The organism is Salmonella sp. 741265055_HSA (genome assembly GCF_046569525.1).
Classification (GTDB): domain Bacteria; phylum Pseudomonadota; class Gammaproteobacteria; order Enterobacterales; family Enterobacteriaceae; genus Salmonella; species Salmonella enterica.
Genome location: NZ_JBKFSQ010000053.1, coordinates 1 through 21867, shown reverse-complemented (window position 1 = coordinate 21867; position 21867 = coordinate 1). Strand labels below are relative to the sequence as shown.

Here is a 21867-nt window from a genome sequence, read left to right as displayed (position 1 = left end):
TGGGGACTCACTCCCTTGCCGCCTTTAAGCAACTCGAATTATTTTGGGTATAAAAGGTATTACGCCAGATTGGCGTCAAGAAACTCTTTCAACTGACCTTTAGACAGTGCGCCTACTTTGGTTGCCGCCACTTCGCCGTTTTTAAACAGCAGTAGAGTCGGAATACCGCGGATGCCATATTTAGGCGCAGTACCTGGGTTCTGGTCAATGTTTAGTTTGGCAACAGTCAATTTGCCCTGATATTCGTCAGCGATTTCATCCAGAATCGGAGCGATCATTTTACACGGCCCGCACCACTCTGCCCAGAAATCAACGAGGATAGCCCCGTCCGCTTTGAGTACATCCGTGTCAAAACTGTCGTCAGTCAGGTGAATAATTTTATCGCTCATATATAACTCCACAGGAATAAGCCTGGCGTGTTGGTGTAGCATTAACCAACGAGGTGCTGATGTTAACTTCGCCAACAAAGGTTGACTTTATTTCACCGGATACGCTTTCGTAAAGCAATAGTAAGCTGATATTCTACCACACTATGAGCAAAACACATTTAACAGAACAGAAGTTTTCCGACTTCGCCCTGCACCCACAGGTGGTTGAAGCCCTTGAAAAAAAAGGGTTTTATAATTGTACGCCCATTCAGGCACTGGCCCTTCCGCTAACGCTGGCGGGTCGTGACGTTGCAGGGCAGGCGCAAACCGGTACCGGGAAAACGATGGCGTTTCTGACGTCAACGTTTCATTATTTACTTTCTCATCCCGCGATCGACGATCGCAAGGTGAACCAGCCGCGCGCGCTGATCATGGCGCCGACGCGTGAATTAGCCGTACAAATTCACGCAGACGCGGAGCCGTTGGCGCAAGCGACAGGCTTAAAATTAGGCCTGGCTTACGGCGGCGATGGTTACGACAAGCAGCTTAAAGTGCTGGAAAGCGGCGTTGATATTCTTATTGGTACGACGGGCCGACTGATCGACTACGCCAAACAAAATCACATTAACCTCGGCGCCATTCAGGTCGTCGTACTCGATGAAGCCGATCGCATGTACGATTTGGGCTTTATTAAAGATATCCGCTGGCTGTTCCGTCGTATGCCGCCGGCTGCGCAGCGTCTGAACATGTTGTTCTCCGCCACCCTGTCTTATCGGGTTCGCGAGCTGGCGTTTGAACAGATGAACAACGCCGAATATGTTGAAGTGGAACCGGAGCAAAAGACCGGCCACCGCATTAAAGAAGAGCTTTTCTACCCCTCTAATGAAGAGAAAATGCGTTTACTGCAAACGCTGATCGAAGAAGAGTGGCCGGATCGCGCCATTATTTTCGCCAACACCAAGCATCGTTGCGAAGATATCTGGGGACATCTGGCGGCAGATGGCCATCGTGTTGGTCTGCTGACCGGCGACGTCGCGCAGAAAAAGCGCCTGCGGATTCTGGATGAGTTCACCCGCGGCGATCTGGATATTCTTGTGGCGACCGATGTCGCGGCGCGCGGGTTGCATATCCCCGCCGTAACGCACGTCTTTAACTACGATCTGCCAGACGATTGTGAAGACTATGTTCACCGTATCGGTCGTACCGGTCGCGCTGGCGCCAGCGGTCATTCCATCAGCCTGGCTTGCGAAGAGTATGCGCTGAATCTGCCCGCCATTGAGAGCTATATCGGCCACTCGATTCCGGTCAGCAAATACAATCCGGAAGCGCTCATGAACGATCTGCCCAAGCCGTTGCGCTTAACGCGCCCGCGTACAGGCAATGGCCCACGCCGCGCTGGCGCTCCGCGTAATCGTCGTCGTTCAGGTTAAGAAAAGTTATGCCATACACAAAATCATTTAGCCTGTATCAAGGCGGCAAGAAAACAAATCCCGATGAGCTTAGGAAGAGTACGCAGCCAACACGGATACCGGTTGAAGGATGAAGTGTATGAATTCCACCTCGTTGTATGCCGCCATTGATCTCGGTTCCAATAGTTTTCATATGCTGGTCGTGCGCGAGGCGGCGGGAAGCATCCAGACGTTGACCCGAATAAAACGTAAGGTGCGTCTGGCCGCGGGTCTGAACAATGACAACCACCTTTCAGCCGAAGCGATGGAACGCGGCTGGCAATGCCTGCGTCTGTTTGCTGAACGTTTGCAGGATATTCCGCAGCCGCAAATCCGCGTGGTTGCCACCGCAACATTGCGTCTCGCCGTCAATGCGGGGGAATTTATCGCGAAAGCGCAGACTATCCTTGGTTGTCCGGTGCAGGTTATCAGCGGCGAAGAAGAGGCGCGGCTGATTTATCAGGGGGTCGCTCATACCACCGGCGGCGCAGATCAGCGGCTGGTGGTGGATATCGGCGGCGCCAGCACTGAACTGGTTACCGGCACTGGCGCGCAAACCACGTCGCTGTTTAGCCTGTCGATGGGCTGCGTAACGTGGCTTGAACGCTATTTTAGCGATCGTAATCTGGCGCAAGAAAACTTTGATGACGCGGAGAAAGCCGCGCGCGATGTGCTGCGTCCGGTCGCCGATGAACTGCGTTTTCATGGCTGGAAGGTCTGCGTGGGTGCCTCCGGCACCGTACAGGCGTTGCAGGAAATCATGATGGCGCAGGGGATGGACGAGCGCATTACGCTCGCCAAACTGCAGCAGCTAAAACAACGCGCGATACAGTGCGGGCGTCTGGAAGAGCTGGAAATCGAAGGCCTGACGCTGGAGCGCGCGCTGGTTTTCCCAAGCGGGCTGGCTATTCTGATCGCAATATTTACCGAGCTGAACATCCAGAGCATGACGCTGGCAGGCGGCGCGTTACGCGAAGGGCTGGTGTATGGGATGTTGCATCTGGCGGTAGATCAGGATATCCGCAGCCGCACGCTGCGAAACATTCAGCGTCGGTTTATCGTCGATACCGATCAGGCAAATCGTGTGGCGAAGCTGGCAGATAACTTCCTCAAACAGGTAGAAAATGCCTGGCATATTGAGCCTATCAGTCGTGAACTGTTGCTTAGCGCTTGCCAATTGCATGAGATCGGTCTGAGCGTTGATTTTAAACAAGCGCCCTATCATGCCGCCTATTTAGTACGCCATTTGGATCTGCCTGGCTATACGCCCGCGCAGAAAAAGTTGCTCGCCACCCTCTTACTGAATCAGACCAATCCGGTCGATCTCTCTTCGCTTCATCAGCAAAACGCGGTACCGCCCCGTGTTGCGGAACAGCTATGCCGTTTGCTGCGACTGGCGATTCTCTTTGCCGGTCGCCGTCGTGACGATCTGGTACCAGAAATTACGCTACAGGCGCTAAATGAAAATCTGACGTTAACCTTGCCTGGCGACTGGCTGGCGCATCACCCGCTGGGTAAAGAGTTGATTGATCAGGAAAGCCAGTGGCAAAGCTATGTACACTGGCCGCTGGACGTTCGCTAACCGTAGTCTGATTGCCGGATGACGCTTCGCTTATCCGGCCTACGATTTCGCTCGCTTTGCCGCCATCATGGCTTTCAGATTAGCCAGGTGACTTTGCCCTTTTTGCATTCGCTCCTCAGCGCTTACCACTTTGCGCTCCTGCTCCCAGATTAAATCATCCTGCGGCAGTTCTAACAGGAAGCGGCTGGGCTCCGGGCGCACCAGTTCCCCATACTGACGGCGCTCTTTACATAATGTAAAGGTGAGCTCTTTCTGCGCGCGAGTGATCCCGACATAGGCCAGCCGACGCTCTTCCTCAATATTGTCTTCGTCAATGCTGCTTTGATGCGGCAAAAATCCTTCTTCCATTCCCACCATATAGACATACGGGAATTCCAGTCCTTTCGATGCATGAAGCGTCATCAACTGTACCTGATCCAGCTCTTCTTCGCTCTCGCCGCGCTCCATCATATCGCGCAGCGTAAAGCGTGTAACCACCTGGGTCAGCGTCATCGGCTCATCGAGTTCGTTACCTTCCAGCATCTCAGTCATCCAGCTAAAGAGCTGGTTAACGTTTTTCATACGCATTTCCGCCGCTTTGGGGCTCGGCGAGGTTTCGTACAACCAGGATTCATAGTCAATACCGTGGATGAGATCGCGCACGGCGGCGACAGGCTCGCGTTCAGCCAGACGCTGGATTTCCCCCAGCCAGTGGGTAAAACGCGTCAATGAATCGTAACCACGTCCGGTCAGCTTTTGGCTAAGCCCCATATCAAAGCTGGCGGTAAACAGGCTTTTATTACGCGTCATTGCCCATTCACCCAGCTTTTGCAGCGTGGCCGGACCGATTTCGCGTTTTGGCGTATTCACGATGCGCAGGAAAGCGCTGTCATCATCCGGGTTGGTCAACACCCGCAGATAGGCCAGCAAGTCTTTAATCTCCGGACGGGAGAAAAATGAGGTGCCGCCGGAAATTTTGTACGGAATACGGTTCTGCATGAGGAATTTTTCAAATACCCGCGACTGATGATTCCCGCGATACAGAATGGCGTAATCCTTGTACTGGGTCTTGTTCACAAAGTGATGGGCAATCAGTTCGCCGGTAACGCGCTCAGCTTCATGCTCTTCATTGTTTGCGCTTAACACTTTGAGTTCCGCGCCGTAACCGAGCTCGGAAAAGAGGCGCTTTTCAAAGACGTGCGGATTGTTGGCGATGAGAATATTCGCCGCTTTCAGAATGCGGCCCGAAGAACGATAGTTTTGCTCCAGCTTAATCACCTGCAGCGCCGGAAAATCCTGGCTCAGTAACACCAGGTTTTGCGGACGCGCGCCGCGCCAGGAGTAGATAGACTGATCGTCATCGCCCACGACCGTAAAGCGCGCGCGTTGCCCGACCAGCAGCTTAACCAACTCATACTGGCTGGTGTTAGTATCCTGATATTCATCCACCAGCAGATAACGAATTTTATTCTGCCAGCGCTCGCGCACCTCGTCATTGCGTTGCAGCAGCAGCGTCGGCAGCAAAATCAAATCATCAAAATCGAGAACGTTACATGCCTTCATATGGGCGTCGTAAAGCCCGTAGCAGTGGGCAAAAATACGATCGCGTTCGCCTTTCGCCCCGGCCGCTGCCTGCGCAGGCGTTTTGAGATCGTTTTTCCAGTTGGAGATCGTGGAGATCAGCTGTTGCAACAGAACCTTGTCATCTTCGATCAGGCCTTCGGTCAGCTCTTTGAGCAAGGCGACCTGGTCGGTATCGTCAAACAATGAAAAGTTCGATTTCATCCCCAGCGCAGCGTACTCGCGCTTAATAATATCCAGCCCTAGCGTATGAAAGGTGGAGATCATCAAACCGCGCGCTTCCTTACGACCGAGCGTCTGCCCGACGCGTTCTTTCATTTCGCGCGCCGCTTTATTGGTAAACGTCACCGCCGCAATATGCCGGGCCTGATAGCCGCATCCGCGGATCAGGTGGGCGATTTTATTGGTAATTACGCGAGTTTTACCAGAACCCGCTCCTGCCAGCACCAGGCAGGGTCCGGTGACGAATTCGACAGCGTGTTGTTGGCCGGGATTTAAACGCATGGGAATAGTGCTCAATCTTCGAACGGGGGAGGGATTGTAGCAGAAAGCGAGGCCCAGAGAAGACCAGGCTGCTTTTTCAGGCAGCCTGGAAAAGGTCAATCAGCAGGCTCTGGCGGCAAGCGGCGTATAGCCATTACGCTGTGCGCCCTTGATCCAACTGTAAGAACCCATTAGCGCGATCGCCGTCAGCAGAACATACTCAAGCGACATCGCATAAACGCCCTGTACCGCATAGATCACGACGCTAATTACATCAATAATCACCCACAGCAGCCAGTTTTCCACGTACTTGCGGGTCATCAGCACCATCGCCGCAATCGACAACACCAGCATGGTGGAATCCCAGAACGGGAACGCGTCCGGCTGGAGTTCAGGCATCGCCACCTGCATACCTACCGTTTGCAGCAGGGCGAGCATAACGCGGGTCAACATAGCGAAGACCGGATCGATAAACCACGTCATCAGCAGAATGGCGATAATACATATGCCCCCCAACCCCCATGTTTGTTGACGAGAAAGCCAGCGTACTTTCAGAGCGGCTTCCTGGGCGTCATTCTGCCGGCTCCATGCGTACCAGCCGTAAATATTCGCCGCAAAGAAAAAAACCTGAAGCAGCAAGCTGGCATACAGTTGAATCTGAAAAAAGATGGCGGCAAACAGAGTGACGTTAATCAAGCCAAACAGGTAATTAATGATTTTTTCCCGACTGGCGCACCAAATGCACAATAAGCCGAAGACGGTGCCGATAGCCTCAATCCACGACAGCGCATACCCACCCTCGCCGAGAGGAATGTTGACCATTACATTGTTAATGCTGAAAAAGTCCATCATTGCTCTCCTTGCAAACTATCGAAATAAATGGCCTGAAGCGCCAGAGAAATCTGGCGTTCTTCACCTTGCTGGCACAAGATATCCTGCTGAACATAATGGTTAATGCTGCTCTCCAGACAACCATTATGCGCGACGACCACATTTAGCAACGACGCTGTACGCAGCCCACGTAACGCCCCCACGACCATCAACGCGGCGGTTTCCATATCCGCGCCGAGAACCCCACGGGCCGACCATTCGGCATCCAGTTCAGCTTCGCGATCGGTATAAAAGCTGTCATGGCTGCGCACCAGCCCGTAAACGGCAGAGATATTCATCTGTTTCGCCTGCTGTATCAGCGTGGCGGTAAGATACGGGTCCGCACAAGCCGGATAACTGGCGGGTGCATAGGTTTTGCTGGCGCCGTCGTCAGCCACCGCGCCGTGGGCGATGATCACATCGCCCAACGCCAGCGAGTCCTGCAACGCGCCGCAACTACCGATACGGATTAATGTGTTGACGCCAACCTGGCGTAACTCCTCGATGGCGATAGCGGTTGACGGTCCGCCGATTCCGGTGGAGAGCACGACTATTTCAACGCCCTGATACCAGCCGCGCGCCGCGCGAAACTCCCGGTTTTGACCCAGAATCTCAGCCTTATCAAGAAAACGGGCGATTCTATCCACCCGCCCGGGATCGCCGGGCAAAAGCGCATATTTCGCGCGGGTCATGCTTGTGTTAAGCCGAATATGGGGTTGCATCTCCCGTCTCCTTATTGTTCTGAGAGGTTCAGATGTCCGCCTCCTGTTTGAGTTTTTCAGGAGCCAGTAAAATGATCCGCTCACCGTCGGTATCGATAATGTTCAACGATTTCAGATCGTGCAGTATCCGGTTGATACTGCGCGTCGTCGCCGCAAATTCCTGACCAAGATTCTGCTTATCAAGCAAAATAGTGGTTGATTCATATTGTTGATAACGCAGCCATAATGCCTGGCATACGCGCTGATGCAGCGAGTACAAATTGTCGCTACTGGCCTTTTTCGACAACTGGTAATACTGTTGGCTGAAAAAACGCAGCATTCGCTGGTTAAAGTGGTTATCCAGTGTCAGCCAGCGGCAAAAATGCGCTTGCGCCAGGCTGAGTAGCTGTACATTGCCGACGGCTACGACAGAACAGATGTAATGCCGCGACTCAAATATCTCCAGCTCACCCAGCATGTCGCCTTTGCCATAACGCGCCTGCCGGTAACGGCGTCCATCTTCAGCTTCGTAAAAAACATCCACTTCGCCGGCCACGATGAGCGAAAATTGCTGGCATATTTCCCCCTGGCGGCAGATAAGCGCGCCGCGGGAAATGTCGTCAAATCGCCAGCACTGCATGATTTCCAACGGACAATATTTGAGTAATTCATAAAGCACTGGGTCGCGTACGACCTGGCGTAGCCCTAAAAGCCAGTCGTCTGGAAATTCTGCGTTTTTCATTATGTTCATGGTATCTCGCCCCTTGCCAGAAAGGACAGGACCGCCGTCCCGCAAATCCGAAATACGCCCGCTAAAAATGCCGCTTATCTCCCGGTTCATTAAATCAGGCGGGACATCTGTCCTGTAATGGCGAAGAGTATATGTCTGACGGCCTAAGGAGTGATAAAGTGACGGCCAATCTTTGCGACGTGAGAACACAATAATGGCAAAAATGGCAGCAGCACTGCATATCCTTGTAAAAGAAGAGAAACTGGCTTTAGATCTTCTGGAGCAAATTAAAAACGGCGGCGATTTTGAGAAGCTGGCGAAGAAGCATTCTATCTGCCCATCCGGTAAAAAAGGCGGTCATTTAGGCGAATTTCGTCAGGGCCAGATGGTTCCGGCATTCGATAAAGTAGTCTTTTCCTGCCCGGTACTGGAGCCAACCGGTCCATTGCATACCCAGTTCGGTTACCACATCATTAAGGTATTGTATCGCAAATAAAAAGCCGGGTGGCGGCTACGCCTTACCCGGCCTACATCGTCTGATTGATTTTGTAGGTCGGGTAAGCGCTAGCTCCACCCGACAAGGTATATCAACCCGCTACCGCAATACGCTTCATATCCGTCATATAGCCGCGCAGTTTCTGGCCCACTTTCTCGATAGCATGACTACGAATCGCGTCGTTCACGTCGCGAAGCTGTGCGTTGTCTACTGCGCCTTCCGGGATAGCGTGACCCAGATCGCCCGGTTGCAATTCCGCCATAAACGGTTTCAGCAGCGGTACGCAAGCGTAAGAGAACAGATAGTTACCGTATTCTGCGGTATCAGAGATAACTACGTTCATTTCGTACAGACGCTTACGGGCGATAGTGTTCGCGATCAGCGGCAGTTCGTGCAGTGATTCGTAGTAAGCAGACTCTTCGATGATGCCGGAATCGACCATGGTTTCGAACGCCAGCTCAACGCCCGCTTTCACCATCGCAATCATCAGCACGCCTTTATCGAAGTACTCCTGCTCGCCGATTTTACCTTCAAACTGCGGCGCGGTTTCGAACGCGGTTTTACCGGTCTCTTCACGCCAGGTCAGCAGTTTCTTATCGTCGTTAGCCCAGTCAGCCATCATGCCGGACGAGAATTCGCCGGAGATGATGTCATCCATGTGTTTCTGGAACAGCGGCGCCATGATCTCTTTCAATTGTTCGGACAGCGCGTAAGCACGCAGTTTCGCCGGGTTAGACAGACGGTCCATCATCAGGGTGATGCCGCCCTGCTTCAGCGCTTCGGTGATGGTTTCCCAGCCGAACTGAATCAGTTTTTCGGCGTATGCCGGGTCGGTGCCTTCTGCCACCAGCTTGTCGAAGCACAGCAGAGAACCGGCCTGCAGCATACCGCACAGAATAGTCTGCTCGCCCATCAGGTCAGATTTCACTTCTGCAACGAAAGAAGATTCCAGTACGCCCGCACGGTGACCGCCGGTGGCCGCAGCCCAGGCTTTCGCAATCGCCATGCCTTCGCCTTTCGGGTCGTTTTCCGGGTGAACGGCGATCAGCGTCGGCACGCCGAAACCACGTTTGTACTCTTCGCGCACTTCGGTGCCCGGACACTTCGGCGCCACCATCACCACGGTGATGTCTTTACGGATCTGCTCGCCCACTTCCACGATGTTGAAGCCGTGGGAGTAGCCCAGCGCCGCGCCGTCTTTCATCAGCGGCTGTACAGAACGCACCACGTCGGAGTGCTGTTTGTCCGGCGTCAGGTTAACCACCAGATCCGCCTGCGGGATCAGCTCTTCGTAGGTACCCACTTTGAAGCCGTTTTCGGTCGCTTTACGCCAGGAAGCACGCTTCTCAGCAATGGCTTCTTTACGCAGGGCGTAGGAAATATCCAGACCGGAGTCACGCATGTTCAGGCCCTGGTTCAGCCCCTGAGCGCCACAGCCGACGATGACCACTTTTTTACCCTGCAGGTAGCTCGCGCCGTCGGCGAATTCGTCGCGGCCCATAAAGCGGCATTTACCCAGCTGCGCCAGCTGCTGGCGCAGATTCAGTGTATTAAAGTAGTTAGCCATGATGGTGTACTCCGTGATGTTGTGTTGTCGCGCTTATTGTTCGGTTTACAGATTGCTATCTGTGCGAATGAACCCACATTACAACAGGAAATTTATTGCGGAAATTGATATATTCACAACGTTATGTTGCGGTTTATGCAACGTCAAAAACCGGAGGTCCGTCTGTGGATTTACGCGATCTAAAAACCTTCCTGCATCTGGCGGAAAGCCGCCACTTTGGCCGCAGCGCGCGGGCGATGCACGTCAGCCCCTCCACGCTCTCCCGGCAGATTCAGCGGCTGGAAGAAGATCTCGGCCAGCCGCTGTTTGTGCGTGATAACCGCACGGTCACGCTGACCGAAGCGGGTGAAGAGCTGCGAGTGTTTGCCCAACAGACACTTTTGCAATATCAGCAGTTGCGCCATACCCTCGATCAGCAGGGGCCGTCCCTTTCCGGCGAACTCCATATCTTCTGTTCAGTGACCGCGGCATACAGTCATCTGCCGCCGATCCTTGACCGTTTTCGCGCCGAACACCCTTCTGTTGAAATCAAATTGACGACCGGCGATGCTGCCGATGCGATGGAAAAGGTGGTAACGGGAGAAGCGGACCTGGCAATCGCCGGCAAACCAGAAACGCTGCCCGGCGCGGTGGCGTTTTCGATGCTGGAAAATCTGGCGGTAGTGCTGATCGCCCCGGCGCTGCCCTGCCCGGTGCGCAATCAGGTTTCGGTTGATAAGCCCGACTGGTCGACGGTGCCGTTTATCATGGCCGATCAGGGGCCGGTACGCCGCCGCATTGAGCTATGGTTCCGCCGCCATAAAATCAGCAATCCGCAGATTTACGCCACCGTCGGCGGTCACGAAGCGATGGTCTCAATGGTGGCGCTGGGCTGCGGCGTGGCGCTGCTGCCGGAAGTGGTGCTGGAAAACAGCCCGGAACCAGTGCGCAATCGGGTGATGATTTTAGATCGCAGCGACGAAAAAACGCCGTTTGAACTGGGCGTCTGCGCGCAAAAAAAGCGGCTGCATGAGCCGCTAATTGATGCGTTCTGGAAGATTTTACCGAATTAGTTTTACGGCCCTACCATTACCCGAACAGGCTTCCCAATACGGCTAAGCATATTCACCAGAGCATCAATGGTGAATTTGCTGCATTTCTTGTTGACGACATCAGAAACGCGCGGTCGGGATATATGCAAAACTGTAGCAACCTCGGCTTGCTTCATCTGGTTTCGCGTAATCCAGAGGGTAATTTCTTCCATGAGCTGTTCTTTAATGGCTAACGTGTTTTCGATTTCACTCAGGGAATCAGCGTAAAACTTTTCTGCGTCCTGCTTATCAAACCCCAAATCAGCAAAAACATTACCGCCAGATGGCGTCACATGGCGAATATCACTATCAGTTTTGGCAATCACAAGCTGTTTCTCCGTTGTTGCACCACCCGGTTATAACGCGTTCTGGCGATGTTTTTATCGTGCTGACTGGTTTGTTGCGTCTGTTTTTGGAAACTATGCAAAACGTAGAGTGCTTCTTCAAACTTAGCGACATACATAACGCGATAGATACCATTGTTGTCACGAATCCGAATTTCATTTACCCCAGCCCCAATTTCTGAAAACGGTTTCCAGTCATCGGGTTCAATTCCATACTGAATTTTGTGAAGCTGATAACCGACTGCTTTACGTACCGTTATGGGAAAAGCCAGGAGATCCTCCAGAGAAGATCCCACTCATCGAATTTCTTTTTCATTGGAGAGAGCTCGGGTGAGTAACATAACATCCTTGTGTATAAAATTTTATACATTGTTTTTAACAGGTGCGAGTGATGGCGGTGCTAACGATATGGTGAGCCGAGTTTCACCACAAGCAGATTGGGCGCCTTCTGGAAAACGTCTCGCAAAATTAAATGAGTGGATGCTCCGGGCTGGCAGAAAAACCCAATAACTGAGGGAAGATCATATCTGGATATCAGGCCCACTTTACTTTGTGGGCCTGAAAAACTAAACGCTGAATTAACCCGCCAGAAAGAACCGGAACGCCGGGTTATTGCTCTCATCATGGCATTCATAGCCCAGCTCATGCAGCCGGGTTTCGAAATCCGGCTCATGATCGCCTAACTCGAACGCCGCCAGCACGCGGCCATAATCGGTACCGTGGCTGCGGTAATGGAATAACGAAATATTCCAGTGCGTGCCAAGCGTATGCAGGAATTTGAGCAACGCGCCGGGCGACTCCGGAAATTCGAAACTATACAAACGCTCCTGTAATGGCTTGGAGGGGCGTCCGCCGACCATATAGCGCACATGCAGCTTCGCCATTTCATCGTCGGAGAGATCCACTACGCTATAACCGCCGTCGCACAGTTGGGTGATAATCTCTTTTCGCTCCTCCAGCCCCTGACTGACGCGGACGCCGACAAAAATACAGGCATTTTTCGCGTCGGCAAAACGGTAGTTAAATTCAGTGACCATACGCCCGCCAAGCAACTGGCAGAATTTGAGGAAGCTCCCCTTTTCTTCCGGAATGGTCACCGCCAGTAACGCTTCGCGCTGTTCCCCCAGCTCGCAGCGTTCAGACACATAGCGCAAGCCGTGGAAGTTAACGTTGGCGCCGGAAAGGACGTGCGCCAGGCGTTCGCCGCGAATATTGTGCTGGCCGATATATTTCTTCATCCCCGCCAGCGCCAGCGCGCCGGACGGCTCCGCCACCGCACGCACATCTTCAAACAAATCTTTCATCGCCGCGCAGATAGCGTCGCTATCCACGGTGACAATATCATCAAGGTATTCCTGACACAGCCGGAACGTTTCGTCGCCGATGCGTTTTACCGCCACGCCTTCAGCAAACAACCCAACGCGCGGGAGATCCACTGGATGACCGGCTTCCAACGCCGCTTTCAGGCAGGCGGAATCCTCCGCTTCGACGGCAATCACTTTGATTTGCGGCATCAATTGTTTGATCAGTACCGCTACGCCCGCCGCCAGGCCGCCGCCGCCAACCGGCACAAAGACACGATCGAGATGCGAATCCTGCTGAAGCAGTTCCAGCGCCAGCGTGCCCTGCCCGGCGATCACCATTGGGTGATCAAACGGCGGCACCCAGGTAAAACCCTGCTGCTGCGCCAGCTCAATAGCTTTCGCTTTCGCTTCATCAAAATTAGCGCCGTGCAACAGCACTTCGCCGCCAAAACCGCGTACCGCATCGACTTTAATATCCGCCGTTGCTTTTGGCATGACGATCAGCGCCTTCACGCCAAGCCGCGCGGAGGAGAACGCCACGCCCTGTGCATGGTTCCCCGCCGACGCGGTAATCACGCCGTGGGCTTTTTGTTCTTCGGTCAATCCGGCCATCATCGCGTAAGCGCCGCGCAGCTTAAAGCTATGTACCGGCTGCCGGTCTTCGCGTTTGACGAGAATAACGTTGTCCAGACGTGACGAGAGCTTTTCCATTTTTTGCAGCGGCGTCACCTGCGCCGCTTCGTATACTGGCGCGCGTAGCACCGCGCGCAGATACTCCGCCCCTTCCGGCGCGACTGACAGAGGTTGAGATTCCGCCATCATCAGCCTCCCAGTTTCGATTTATCGCGCACCGCACCTTTATCGGCGCTGGTCGCCAGGCTGGCGTAGGCACGCAGGGCAAACGAAACCTGGCGCTGACGATTTTTCGGCGTCCAGGCTTTATCGCCGCGAGCTTCCTGCGCCTCGCGGCGTGCGGCGATTTCAGCCTCGCTCAACTGCAACTGAATGCTGCGGTTCGGGATATCAATCGCAATAGTGTCGCCATCTTCAATCAGCGCAATAGTGCCGCCGCTGGCCGCTTCCGGCGAGACGTGGCCGATGGAAAGACCCGAAGTACCGCCGGAGAAACGCCCATCGGTGATGAGCGCGCAGGCTTTGCCCAGCCCCATCGACTTCAGGAAACTGGTCGGATAGAGCATTTCCTGCATTCCCGGCCCGCCTTTCGGCCCTTCGTAGCGGATCACGACTACATCGCCTTCCACTACTTTGCCGCCGAGTATTGCCTCTACCGCGTCGTCCTGGCTTTCGTAAACTTTGGCAGGGCCGGTGAATTTAAGGATGCTGTCATCGACGCCCGCGGTTTTAACGATGCAGCCGTTTTCGGCGAAGTTGCCATACAGCACCGCCAGACCGCCGTCTTTGCTATAGGCATATTCCAGCGAGCGGATGCAACCCGCTGCGCGGTCGTCATCCAGCGAATCCCAGCGACAATCCTGCGAGAACGCCTGGGTAGTACGGATACCGGCAGGGCCAGCACGGAACATTTTTTTAACCGCTTCGTCCTGCGTAATCGTGATGTCGTACTGTTCCAGCGTTTGTGGCAGCGTCAGGCCTAATACGTTTTTCACGTTGCGGTTCAGCAGCCCGGCGCGATCCAGCTCGCCTAAAATACCCAGCACACCGCCGGCACGGTGAACGTCTTCCATATGGTATTTCTGGGTACTTGGCGCCACTTTACACAACTGCGGCACCTTGCGGGACAGCTTGTCGATATCACTCATGGTGAAGTCGATTTCCGCTTCCTGCGCCGCCGCCAGTAGATGCAGAACGGTATTGGTCGAACCGCCCATCGCAATATCCAGCGTCATCGCATTCTCAAACGCCGCCTTGTTGGCAATGTTTCGTGGCAGTGCGCTTTCGTCATCCTGCTCGTAATAGCGTTTAGTCAGTTCAACAATCCGCTTACCGGCATTGAGGAACAACTGCTTCCGGTCAGCATGGGTCGCCAGCAGCGAACCGTTGCCCGGCTGCGACAGGCCCAGCGCTTCGGTCAGGCAATTCATGGAGTTAGCGGTAAACATGCCGGAGCAGGAGCCGCAGGTTGGACAGGCGGAGCGCTCCACCTGGTTACTTTGATCGTCAGAGACTTTCGGGTCCGCTCCCTGAATCATGGCATCAACCAGATCGAGCTTGATGATCTGATCGGACAGTTTGGTTTTCCCGGCTTCCATCGGTCCGCCGGAGACAAAGATTACCGGAATATTCAGGCGCAGCGAGGCCATCAGCATCCCTGGGGTGATTTTGTCGCAGTTGGAGATACACACCATCGCGTCAGCGCAATGGGCGTTCACCATGTACTCCACGGAGTCGGCGATCAGCTCGCGCGACGGCAGTGAATAGAGCATACCCCCGTGCCCCATGGCGATCCCGTCATCCACGGCAATAGTGTTGAACTCTTTCGCCACACCGCCGGAAGCTTCAATCTGTTCGGCGACCAGCTTACCGAGATCGCGCAGATGAACGTGACCCGGCACAAACTGAGTGAATGAGTTCACCACGGCGATAATCGGTTTGCCAAAATCACTGTCGGTCATTCCTGTGGCGCGCCACAGCGCGCGGGCACCCGCCATATTACGACCATGGGTGGTGGTGGCGGAACGGTACTTAGGCATGCTTTATTTACTCCCCATCTTTTCCCTTCATACTTCACGCCACAGGTGCGTTGGCTGCCTCACTCACCCCAGTCACTTACTACACTGGGGATTCGCTGCGTTGCCGCCTTCCTGTGACGCAAATTATTTTGGGAAAATATTAATTTTATTTATTATGAATTTACCGGATCCAACCAGCCCCATTTATCCTCGGTTTCTCCAGTGAAGAGACCAAAGAAGGCTTGTTGAATACGCTTGGTAACAGGGCCGCAGCGGCCTTCGCCTACCTGGATACCATCAACGCTGCGTACCGGAGTAATTTCTGCCGCGGTTCCGGACATAAACACTTCGTCGGCCAGATACAGCGATTCACGGGACAGCACCTGCTCGCGCACTTCAATACCCAGCTCTTTCGCCAGTTTGATGATCGCGTCGCGAGTAATGCCTGGCAGCGCGGAAGAGGTAAACGGCGGAGTAAACAGCACGCCATCTTTCACCTCAAACAGGTTTTCGCCTGCGCCTTCGGAGATATAGCCGTTTACATCCAGGGCGATGCCTTCCTGATAGCCGTGGCGGCGCGCTTCGCTACCCACCAGCAGTGAGGAAAGATAGTTCCCGCCCGCTTTGGCGGCGGTCGGAATGGTGTTCGGCGCAGCGCGATTCCAGGAAGAAACCATCGCATCGATCCCCTGATCCAGCGCTTCGGCGCCCAGGTATGCCCCCCACGGGAACGCGGCGATGATGACGTCAGTGGTGTATCCCGGGGGCGGGTTAACGCCCATACCGACATCGCCTACAAATACCAACGGACGGATATAGGCGCTGGTCAGGTTGTTTTTGCGGATCACTTCGCGGCAGGCTTCCATCAGCTCATCAATGCTCTGGGAAACCGGAAAACGATAAATTTTTGCTGAGTCGCGCAGGCGCTGCATATGTTCACGATGACGAAACACTACCGGGCCTTTGTGAGAGTCGTAGCACCGAATCCCTTCAAATACCGACGTACCGTAGTGCAGCGCGTGAGACATTACGTGAACCTTCGCGTCTTCCCAGCGCACCATCTCGCCATTGAACCAAATGTAATCAGCTTTTTTCGTCGTCATTTTTCTTCCTTTTGCGCTCAGGCGCGGATTTGTTGTGATGTGGCAGCGCTCTGGCAGATCGCAACATGCGCAACATCTACCAGTTTACTTAACTGACTAAACAGTAAGTCGACCGACCGGGGACTGGCAACGGTCAATTCAATATTTATATTCTGCGCATCGGTCGCGGCTTCCATATTCATGGAGCACACCTGAAAACCACGATGGCGCACCACGCGTAAAACACGTTCTAAGGTTTCTGGATTAAAGCGTGCCGATACATTGACCTGATGTTGCATCATGATAATTTCTCCAGCATTTCAGAGTTACTGGCGCCAGGCGGCACCAACGGCCAGACATTTTCAAGTTCGTCGATTGAGACGTGAAGCAGGTACGGCCCTTCGCTTGCCAACATTGTGTCGAGTGCCGCTTCAACCTGGTCTTTACGAGTAATGTGCTGGCCTGGAATGCCGAAGGCGCTGGCCAGCATGAGGAAATCGGGGTTATCGGTCAGGGTGGTTTCGCTATATCGCTCCTGGAAAAACAGTTGCTGCCATTGTCGAACCATCCCTAACCGCTGGTTGTCGAGTAAGACTATCTTCAACGGTAACTGCTTGCGTTTTACGGTGCCCAACTCCTGAACATTCATCATGAAGGAGCCGTCACCGGAGATACAGATAACGGTATCATTCGGTCGCGCTACCTGCGCGCCAACGGCCGCCGGTAAGCCGAATCCCATCGTCCCCAGACCGCTGGAAGTGATGAAGTTCTCCGGGCGGGTGTAAGTCATATGCTGGGCTGACCACATCTGATGCTGCCCCACATCCGTCGTCACCACGCTGTCTGCGGGTTTGCGTTCCGACAATTGCTTCAACAACAACGGCGCATAGATAGTCTCGCCAGGATGGTCATAGCGCCAGGCGTGTTCTGCGCGCAGCTCTGCACAGGACTGACGCCATGCGTCGATCTTCAGCGGTTGCTGTAATGCCGGCAACAGCGAATTTAAATCGCCCTGCAACGCGACGTGTGCCTGACGCAGTTTGTTCATTTCCGCCGGGTCGATATCCATATGGATTACGCTGGCGTTCGGCGCAAACGTATTCAGCTTACCGGTCACCCGGTCATCAAAACGTGCACCCACTGCGATCAGTAAATCACACTCTTGCACCGCGAAATTAGCCGCTTTAGTACCGTGCATTCCCAGCATGCCCAGATAGTACGGATAATCAGCTTCAACAGCGCCCAGACCTTTCAGCGTACAGGTAACTGGCATTTGCGTTACCGCGATAAATTTACGCAGCGCCGGAACCGCCTGCGCCATACCAACACCACCGCCGACGTACAACATGGGTTTTTTCGCCTGTTCCAGCATCTGGCGCGCCTGTTCAACATCAGCCTGCGGGAATGTCGCTTCGTTAGCAACGGTAGTGAACCAGGGTTCCAGCTCACCGCTGGCCAACTGGATATCTTTCGGGATATCCACCAGAACCGGGCCAGGACGGCCAGCGTTAGCGACTTCAAAAGCCTCCGCCATGATGCGCGGCAACTCTGCCAGCGACTGCACCAGAAAGCTGTGTTTGGTGCAGGCCAGCGACAGCCCTAACACATCCACCTCCTGGAACGCATCAGTGCCGATGAACGGGGCGGAAACCTGACCCGTGATCGCGACGACGGGGATCGAATCTAACAACGCATCCGCCAGGCCAGTGATCAGGTTAGTGGCGCCAGGGCCGGAAGTGGCGATACAAACACCGGTTTTGCCGGTAGAACGGGCATAACCGATTGCCGCCATTGCGGCACCCTGCTCGTGTCGGCACAACAAATGCTCCACACCACCGTCATACAACGCGTCGTAAACCGGCATAATTGCGCCGCCAGGATAACCAAATACGGTTTTCACCCCCTGCGCTCGCAAAGCATGTACCACCCACTGTGCCCCGTTCATAGTTACATCCCCGTCGTAAATCTTGAGAAACAGAATTTTATGCTGTTATTCACGCTCTGCTCCTCGCTTAAGTTTTTCAGGCCAAAAAAAACCCCCGGACCTTTCGGTGCGGGGGTCTTAGTTCGTTAAGGCTTGATTTCTAAGCCTTTCCTCGTCCAAGTGCAGCCCCGCACGGTGGGATAATAATCACCACCACGCTAATCACGACCAGGCTAATCACTCGTAGAAGGGCTGTCATTTTTGTCTATTCTTGCATCTTGTTCGAAGGAATACCTAAAGAGTTACCATAGGTTTTGCCAATAGCACAAGATATTTTTTTAACCACGTTTCAGATAATGCAGGTGAATGCCTAAAAGTGCTTTGTTTTTTATAAGAAAAATTAGCAACTGAAAAATTTTCACGTTTTCCTCCCCCTTTTGGTGCGCTTTACACCCTGTTTTCCTTCTTTTCGCTTCTGCGAGCGTTCTTCCAGTTTAATGTTTCTTACCTGAAAATGACGCCAAAATTCAGGAATCAGCCGCTAAAAAACAAAAAGTCAGTAATTCGATTTTCTCTTCTATTCCGCATAATCCACGTAACAGGAGGGATTATGTCACTGGCGATTGTTCATACCCGCGCCGCACTTGGCGTCAATGCGCCGCCTATCACTATAGAGGTGCATATCAGTAATGGATTACCGGGATTAACCATGGTTGGCCTACCGGAAACCACGGTAAAAGAGGCGCGTGACCGGGTACGTAGTGCGATTATTAATAGCGGATATGAATTTCCGGCTAAAAAAATAACCATTAACCTTGCTCCAGCCGATCTACCGAAAGAGGGCGGAAGGTATGACCTGCCTATTGCTGTTGCGCTTCTGGCCGCGTCTGAGCAGCTTACAGCGTCGAATCTTGAGGCATATGAGCTGGTGGGTGAGTTAGCGCTTACAGGCGCATTACGTGGCGTTCCTGGCGCAATATCAAGTGCAACGGAAGCCATCAGGGCCGGCAGAAATATTATCGTCGCAACAGAGAACGCGGCGGAGGTTGGGCTTATCAGCAAAGAAGGATGTTTTATCGCCGATCATCTACAAACCGTCTGCGCCTTTCTGGAAGGGAAACACGCCCTGGAAAGACCTTTAGCTCAGGATATGGCATCGCCTACCGCAACTGCCGATCTTCGCGATGTGATCGGTCAGGAGCAGGGTAAACGCGGCCTGGAGATTACAGCGGCAGGGGGACATAATCTGCTATTGATCGGCCCGCCGGGTACGGGTAAAACCATGCTGGCCAGTCGACTGAGCGGGATTCTTCCACTATTAAGCAATGAAGAGGCGTTGGAAAGCGCCGCGATCCTCAGTCTGGTTAATGCCGATACGATACAAAAACGATGGCAGCAACGCCCCTTTCGCTCACCTCATCATAGCGCCTCACTTACTGCTATGGTCGGCGGCGGCGCAATACCCGCACCGGGAGAGATATCGCTGGCGCACAACGGAATTTTGTTCCTTGATGAATTGCCTGAATTTGAGCGACGCACACTGGATGCGCTACGTGAACCTATAGAATCCGGTCAAATTCATTTATCCCGTACCAGAGCGAAAATAACGTATCCTGCCAGGTTCCAGTTAATCGCCGCAATGAATCCCAGCCCGACCGGACATTATCAGGGAAACCATAATCGCTGCACGCCAGAACAGACACTACGTTACCTTAATCGGTTGTCAGGCCCGTTTCTTGATCGTTTTGACCTTTCTCTTGAGATACCGCTTCCTCCGCCCGGGATTCTTAGCCAACACGCCTCAAAGGGTGAGAGCAGCGCTACGGTAAAAAAGCGGGTCATCGCCGCCCATGAACGGCAGTACCGACGCCAGAAGAAGTTAAACGCGCGTCTGGAGGGTCGCGAAATCCAAAAATATTGTGTTTTGCATCACGATGACGCCCGCTGGCTTGAAGACACGCTGGTGCATCTTGGATTATCCATTCGCGCCTGGCAGCGTTTACTAAAAGTGGCCAGAACCATTGCCGACATAGAACTGGCTGACCAGATCTCGCGTCAGCATTTGCAGGAGGCGGTAAGCTATCGGGCGATAGACAGATTGTTAATTCATTTGCAAAAGCTGTTGGCGTAAAAAAAGGGCATTACGCCCTTTTTATTAATCATCAGCTTCGGTGTAGTCTTCCGCGCCTTCAACTTGCGGCTTGCCGCCAGACAAGGTGTGGAAGCGTTTTGGACGCTTGATACGCGTCATATACTTGGACCAGACGCGTTCTGCATCCGTTACCGGCTCACGTTCACCGCGACATACCGCTACAAACAGCTTCTCTTCTTCAGTCACAGGCTCACGCTTGCCAAGATCCAGATCATTAAAGGCATGACCATGACGCTCAAGCAGTTGTGCCTCTTTAATCGTGAAATCACCGTGACGAGAGAATCCACGTGGATAATGTTTATTGTCAAAATATCGATTAGTCGTCGTAAAGCTTTCCGCCATCCTGCACGCTCCTAATTCTTTGTCTGAGCTATTTATGGCGCGGAGTATTAGTTACGCTTGACAGAGTGTAAAACAAAACATTTAAATCATAACGACAAATAATTTTGTGGAGAGCACAGTGGATACGGAATTGTTAAAAACTTTCCTGGAAGTTAGCCGGACACGCCATTTCGGGCGGGCCGCAGAAGCACTTTACCTGACGCAATCCGCGGTGAGCTTTCGTATCAGGCAACTGGAGAATCAACTGGGCGTAAACCTTTTTACGCGGCACAGAAACAATATCCGTTTAACCACGGCTGGCGAAAAACTTTTACCGTATGCGGAAACGCTGATGAATACGTGGCAGGCGGCACGTAAAGAGGTGGCGCATACCTCACGCCATAACGAGTTTTCCATCGGCGCCAGCGCGTCTTTATGGGAGTGTATGCTTAACGCCTGGCTGGGTCGACTGTACCAACTACAGGAGCCGCAAAGCGGCCTGCAATTCGAAGCCAGAATCGCTCAACGGCAATCGCTTGTGAAGCAACTTCATGAACGCCAGCTTGATCTCCTCATTACTACCGAAGCACCCAAAATGGATGAGTTCAGCAGTCAACTGTTAGGGCACTTCACTTTGGCGTTATATTGCAGCAGCCCTGTCCGTAAGAAATCAGAACTCAATTATCTGCGGCTGGAGTGGGGACCAGACTTCCAACAGCATGAAACAGGGCTGATCGCAGCAGATGAAGTGCCGGTATTAACAACCAGCTCAGCCGAACTCGCCCGACAGCAGCTTAGCGCATTAAATGGCTGTAGCTGGCTTCCTGTAAACTGGGCAAATGAAAAGGGCGGATTACATACCGTTGCCGACAGCGCAACGCTTTCACGGCCGCTATACGCCATTTGGCTGCAAAACAGCGATAAATACTCGCTGATCTGCGATCTGTTAAAAACGGATGTGCTGGATGAACAATGAAAATGATGAAAAGAAAAAGAAGGGAACTTACGATTACCTGACCAGGTAATCAGGTAATTTCAGGCAAAAAAAATCCTTAGCAGATGCTAAGGATTATTTCTGGCAGGGGCGGAGAGACTCGAACTCCCAACACCCGGTTTTGGAGACCGGTGCTCTACCAATTGAACTACGCCCCTAATTAGGGTGGCGGAACGGACGGGACTCGAACCCGCGACCCCCTGCGTGACAGGCAGGTATT

Annotated in this window: 22 protein-coding genes and 1 tRNA gene; 6 read left to right on the top strand and 17 right to left on the bottom strand. The window is 53.3% G+C overall.

Going from position 1 to position 21867, the window contains the following annotated elements; translation table 11 throughout:
- Nucleotides 1-59 precede the first annotated feature (59 nt).
- Entirely contained in the window at nucleotides 60-389 is a 330-nt protein-coding gene (gene trxA, locus ACLD4K_RS20635) for a thioredoxin TrxA (RefSeq protein WP_001280776.1), read from the bottom strand.
- A gap of 143 nt (nucleotides 390-532) precedes the next feature.
- Between trxA and rhlB the strand changes: the two genes are divergently transcribed.
- Complete coding sequence (gene rhlB / locus ACLD4K_RS20630) at nucleotides 533-1798, top strand: ATP-dependent RNA helicase RhlB (RefSeq protein ID WP_183058926.1); 1266 nt, start codon at nucleotides 533-535, stop codon at nucleotides 1796-1798.
- Nucleotides 1799-1916: 118 nt separating this feature from the next.
- Nucleotides 1917-3398 (top strand): guanosine-5'-triphosphate,3'-diphosphate diphosphatase, encoded by a 1482-nt coding sequence (gene gppA, locus ACLD4K_RS20625; RefSeq protein WP_001089447.1) that lies wholly within the window; start codon nucleotides 1917-1919, stop codon nucleotides 3396-3398.
- A 39-nt stretch (nucleotides 3399-3437) separates the two neighbouring features.
- Here the strand turns inward: gppA and rep are convergent, their stop codons facing one another.
- The 4 genes from rep to ACLD4K_RS20605 form a co-directional block, all read right to left on the bottom strand.
- Nucleotides 3438-5462: a DNA helicase Rep gene (gene rep, locus ACLD4K_RS20620; RefSeq protein ID WP_001238842.1), complete on the bottom strand. Its 2025-nt coding sequence runs from the start codon at nucleotides 5460-5462 to the stop codon at nucleotides 3438-3440.
- A gap of 99 nt (nucleotides 5463-5561) precedes the next feature.
- On the bottom strand, nucleotides 5562-6290 hold the full coding sequence (pnuC, locus tag ACLD4K_RS20615) for a nicotinamide riboside transporter PnuC (protein ID WP_411012417.1): 729 nt from the start codon (nucleotides 6288-6290) through the stop codon (nucleotides 5562-5564).
- Nucleotides 6290-7033 carry a nucleoside phosphorylase gene (locus ACLD4K_RS20610; protein ID WP_183058927.1) on the bottom strand — a complete coding sequence of 248 codons (744 nt, stop codon included), beginning with the start codon at nucleotides 7031-7033 and terminating at the stop codon, nucleotides 6290-6292. Before ACLD4K_RS20610 ends, pnuC begins: the two co-directional genes overlap by 1 nt.
- A gap of 28 nt (nucleotides 7034-7061) precedes the next feature.
- The gene (locus ACLD4K_RS20605) at nucleotides 7062-7763 is read right to left on the bottom strand and encodes a Crp/Fnr family transcriptional regulator (protein WP_183058928.1); all 702 of its coding nucleotides are present in this window, start codon (nucleotides 7761-7763) and stop codon (nucleotides 7062-7064) included.
- A 193-nt stretch (nucleotides 7764-7956) separates the two neighbouring features.
- On the opposite strand from ACLD4K_RS20605, the gene ppiC reads away from it, so the two are divergent.
- Nucleotides 7957-8238 (top strand): peptidylprolyl isomerase PpiC, encoded by a 282-nt coding sequence (gene ppiC / locus ACLD4K_RS20600; protein ID WP_001096806.1) that lies wholly within the window; start codon nucleotides 7957-7959, stop codon nucleotides 8236-8238.
- Between the two features lie 91 nt (nucleotides 8239-8329).
- On the opposite strand, the gene ilvC is transcribed toward ppiC, so the two are convergent.
- A complete protein-coding gene (gene ilvC / locus ACLD4K_RS20595; protein ID WP_411012415.1) occupies nucleotides 8330-9805 on the bottom strand; it encodes a ketol-acid reductoisomerase in 1476 nt (491 codons plus the stop codon).
- A 164-nt stretch (nucleotides 9806-9969) separates the two neighbouring features.
- On the opposite strand from ilvC, the gene ilvY reads away from it, so the two are divergent.
- On the top strand, nucleotides 9970-10857 hold the full coding sequence (ilvY, locus tag ACLD4K_RS20590; RefSeq protein ID WP_183058930.1) for an HTH-type transcriptional activator IlvY: 888 nt from the start codon (nucleotides 9970-9972) through the stop codon (nucleotides 10855-10857).
- 2 nt (nucleotides 10858-10859) lie between these two features.
- Here ilvY and ACLD4K_RS20585 read toward each other — a convergent pair whose 3' ends face one another.
- From ACLD4K_RS20585 to ilvL, 9 genes are all read right to left on the bottom strand, one after another.
- Nucleotides 10860-11201, bottom strand: coding sequence for a helix-turn-helix domain-containing protein (locus ACLD4K_RS20585; RefSeq protein ID WP_000560822.1), 342 nt, complete (start codon nucleotides 11199-11201; stop codon nucleotides 10860-10862).
- Nucleotides 11198-11515 (bottom strand): type II toxin-antitoxin system RelE/ParE family toxin, encoded by a 318-nt coding sequence (locus ACLD4K_RS20580; RefSeq protein WP_000535852.1) that lies wholly within the window; start codon nucleotides 11513-11515, stop codon nucleotides 11198-11200. The genes ACLD4K_RS20585 and ACLD4K_RS20580 overlap by 4 nt, the downstream gene beginning before the upstream one ends.
- A gap of 282 nt (nucleotides 11516-11797) precedes the next feature.
- On the bottom strand, nucleotides 11798-13342 hold the full coding sequence (gene ilvA / locus ACLD4K_RS20575; protein ID WP_411012416.1) for a threonine ammonia-lyase, biosynthetic: 1545 nt from the start codon (nucleotides 13340-13342) through the stop codon (nucleotides 11798-11800).
- Between the two features lie 2 nt (nucleotides 13343-13344).
- Nucleotides 13345-15195 carry a dihydroxy-acid dehydratase gene (gene ilvD, locus ACLD4K_RS20570; protein WP_411012414.1) on the bottom strand — a complete coding sequence of 617 codons (1851 nt, stop codon included), beginning with the start codon at nucleotides 15193-15195 and terminating at the stop codon, nucleotides 13345-13347.
- Between the two features lie 152 nt (nucleotides 15196-15347).
- On the bottom strand, nucleotides 15348-16277 hold the full coding sequence (gene ilvE, locus ACLD4K_RS20565; protein WP_000208532.1) for a branched-chain-amino-acid transaminase: 930 nt from the start codon (nucleotides 16275-16277) through the stop codon (nucleotides 15348-15350).
- A gap of 17 nt (nucleotides 16278-16294) precedes the next feature.
- Nucleotides 16295-16558 carry an acetolactate synthase 2 small subunit gene (gene ilvM / locus ACLD4K_RS20560; protein ID WP_000983260.1) on the bottom strand — a complete coding sequence of 88 codons (264 nt, stop codon included), beginning with the start codon at nucleotides 16556-16558 and terminating at the stop codon, nucleotides 16295-16297.
- Complete coding sequence (gene ilvG, locus ACLD4K_RS20555) at nucleotides 16555-18201, bottom strand: acetolactate synthase 2 catalytic subunit (protein WP_411012413.1); 1647 nt, start codon at nucleotides 18199-18201, stop codon at nucleotides 16555-16557. The genes ilvM and ilvG overlap by 4 nt, the downstream gene beginning before the upstream one ends.
- A gap of 2 nt (nucleotides 18202-18203) precedes the next feature.
- A complete protein-coding gene (gene ilvX, locus ACLD4K_RS20550) occupies nucleotides 18204-18254 on the bottom strand; it encodes a peptide IlvX (protein WP_192930503.1) in 51 nt (16 codons plus the stop codon).
- An 86-nt stretch (nucleotides 18255-18340) separates the two neighbouring features.
- Nucleotides 18341-18439: an ilv operon leader peptide gene (ilvL, locus tag ACLD4K_RS20545; protein ID WP_001311244.1), complete on the bottom strand. Its 99-nt coding sequence runs from the start codon at nucleotides 18437-18439 to the stop codon at nucleotides 18341-18343.
- A gap of 351 nt (nucleotides 18440-18790) precedes the next feature.
- On the opposite strand from ilvL, the gene ACLD4K_RS20540 reads away from it, so the two are divergent.
- Nucleotides 18791-20311 carry a YifB family Mg chelatase-like AAA ATPase gene (locus tag ACLD4K_RS20540; protein WP_411012412.1) on the top strand — a complete coding sequence of 507 codons (1521 nt, stop codon included), beginning with the start codon at nucleotides 18791-18793 and terminating at the stop codon, nucleotides 20309-20311.
- 24 nt (nucleotides 20312-20335) lie between these two features.
- On the opposite strand, the gene maoP is transcribed toward ACLD4K_RS20540, so the two are convergent.
- Nucleotides 20336-20674, bottom strand: coding sequence for a macrodomain Ori organization protein MaoP (gene maoP / locus ACLD4K_RS20535; RefSeq protein WP_000840996.1), 339 nt, complete (start codon nucleotides 20672-20674; stop codon nucleotides 20336-20338).
- A gap of 106 nt (nucleotides 20675-20780) precedes the next feature.
- Between maoP and hdfR the strand changes: the two genes are divergently transcribed.
- Nucleotides 20781-21629 carry an HTH-type transcriptional regulator HdfR gene (hdfR, locus tag ACLD4K_RS20530; RefSeq protein ID WP_115400789.1) on the top strand — a complete coding sequence of 283 codons (849 nt, stop codon included), beginning with the start codon at nucleotides 20781-20783 and terminating at the stop codon, nucleotides 21627-21629.
- A 100-nt stretch (nucleotides 21630-21729) separates the two neighbouring features.
- Here hdfR and ACLD4K_RS20525 read toward each other — a convergent pair.
- Nucleotides 21730-21805: transfer RNA gene (locus ACLD4K_RS20525), tRNA-Trp, on the bottom strand.
- Nucleotides 21806-21867: the final 62 nt, after the last annotated feature.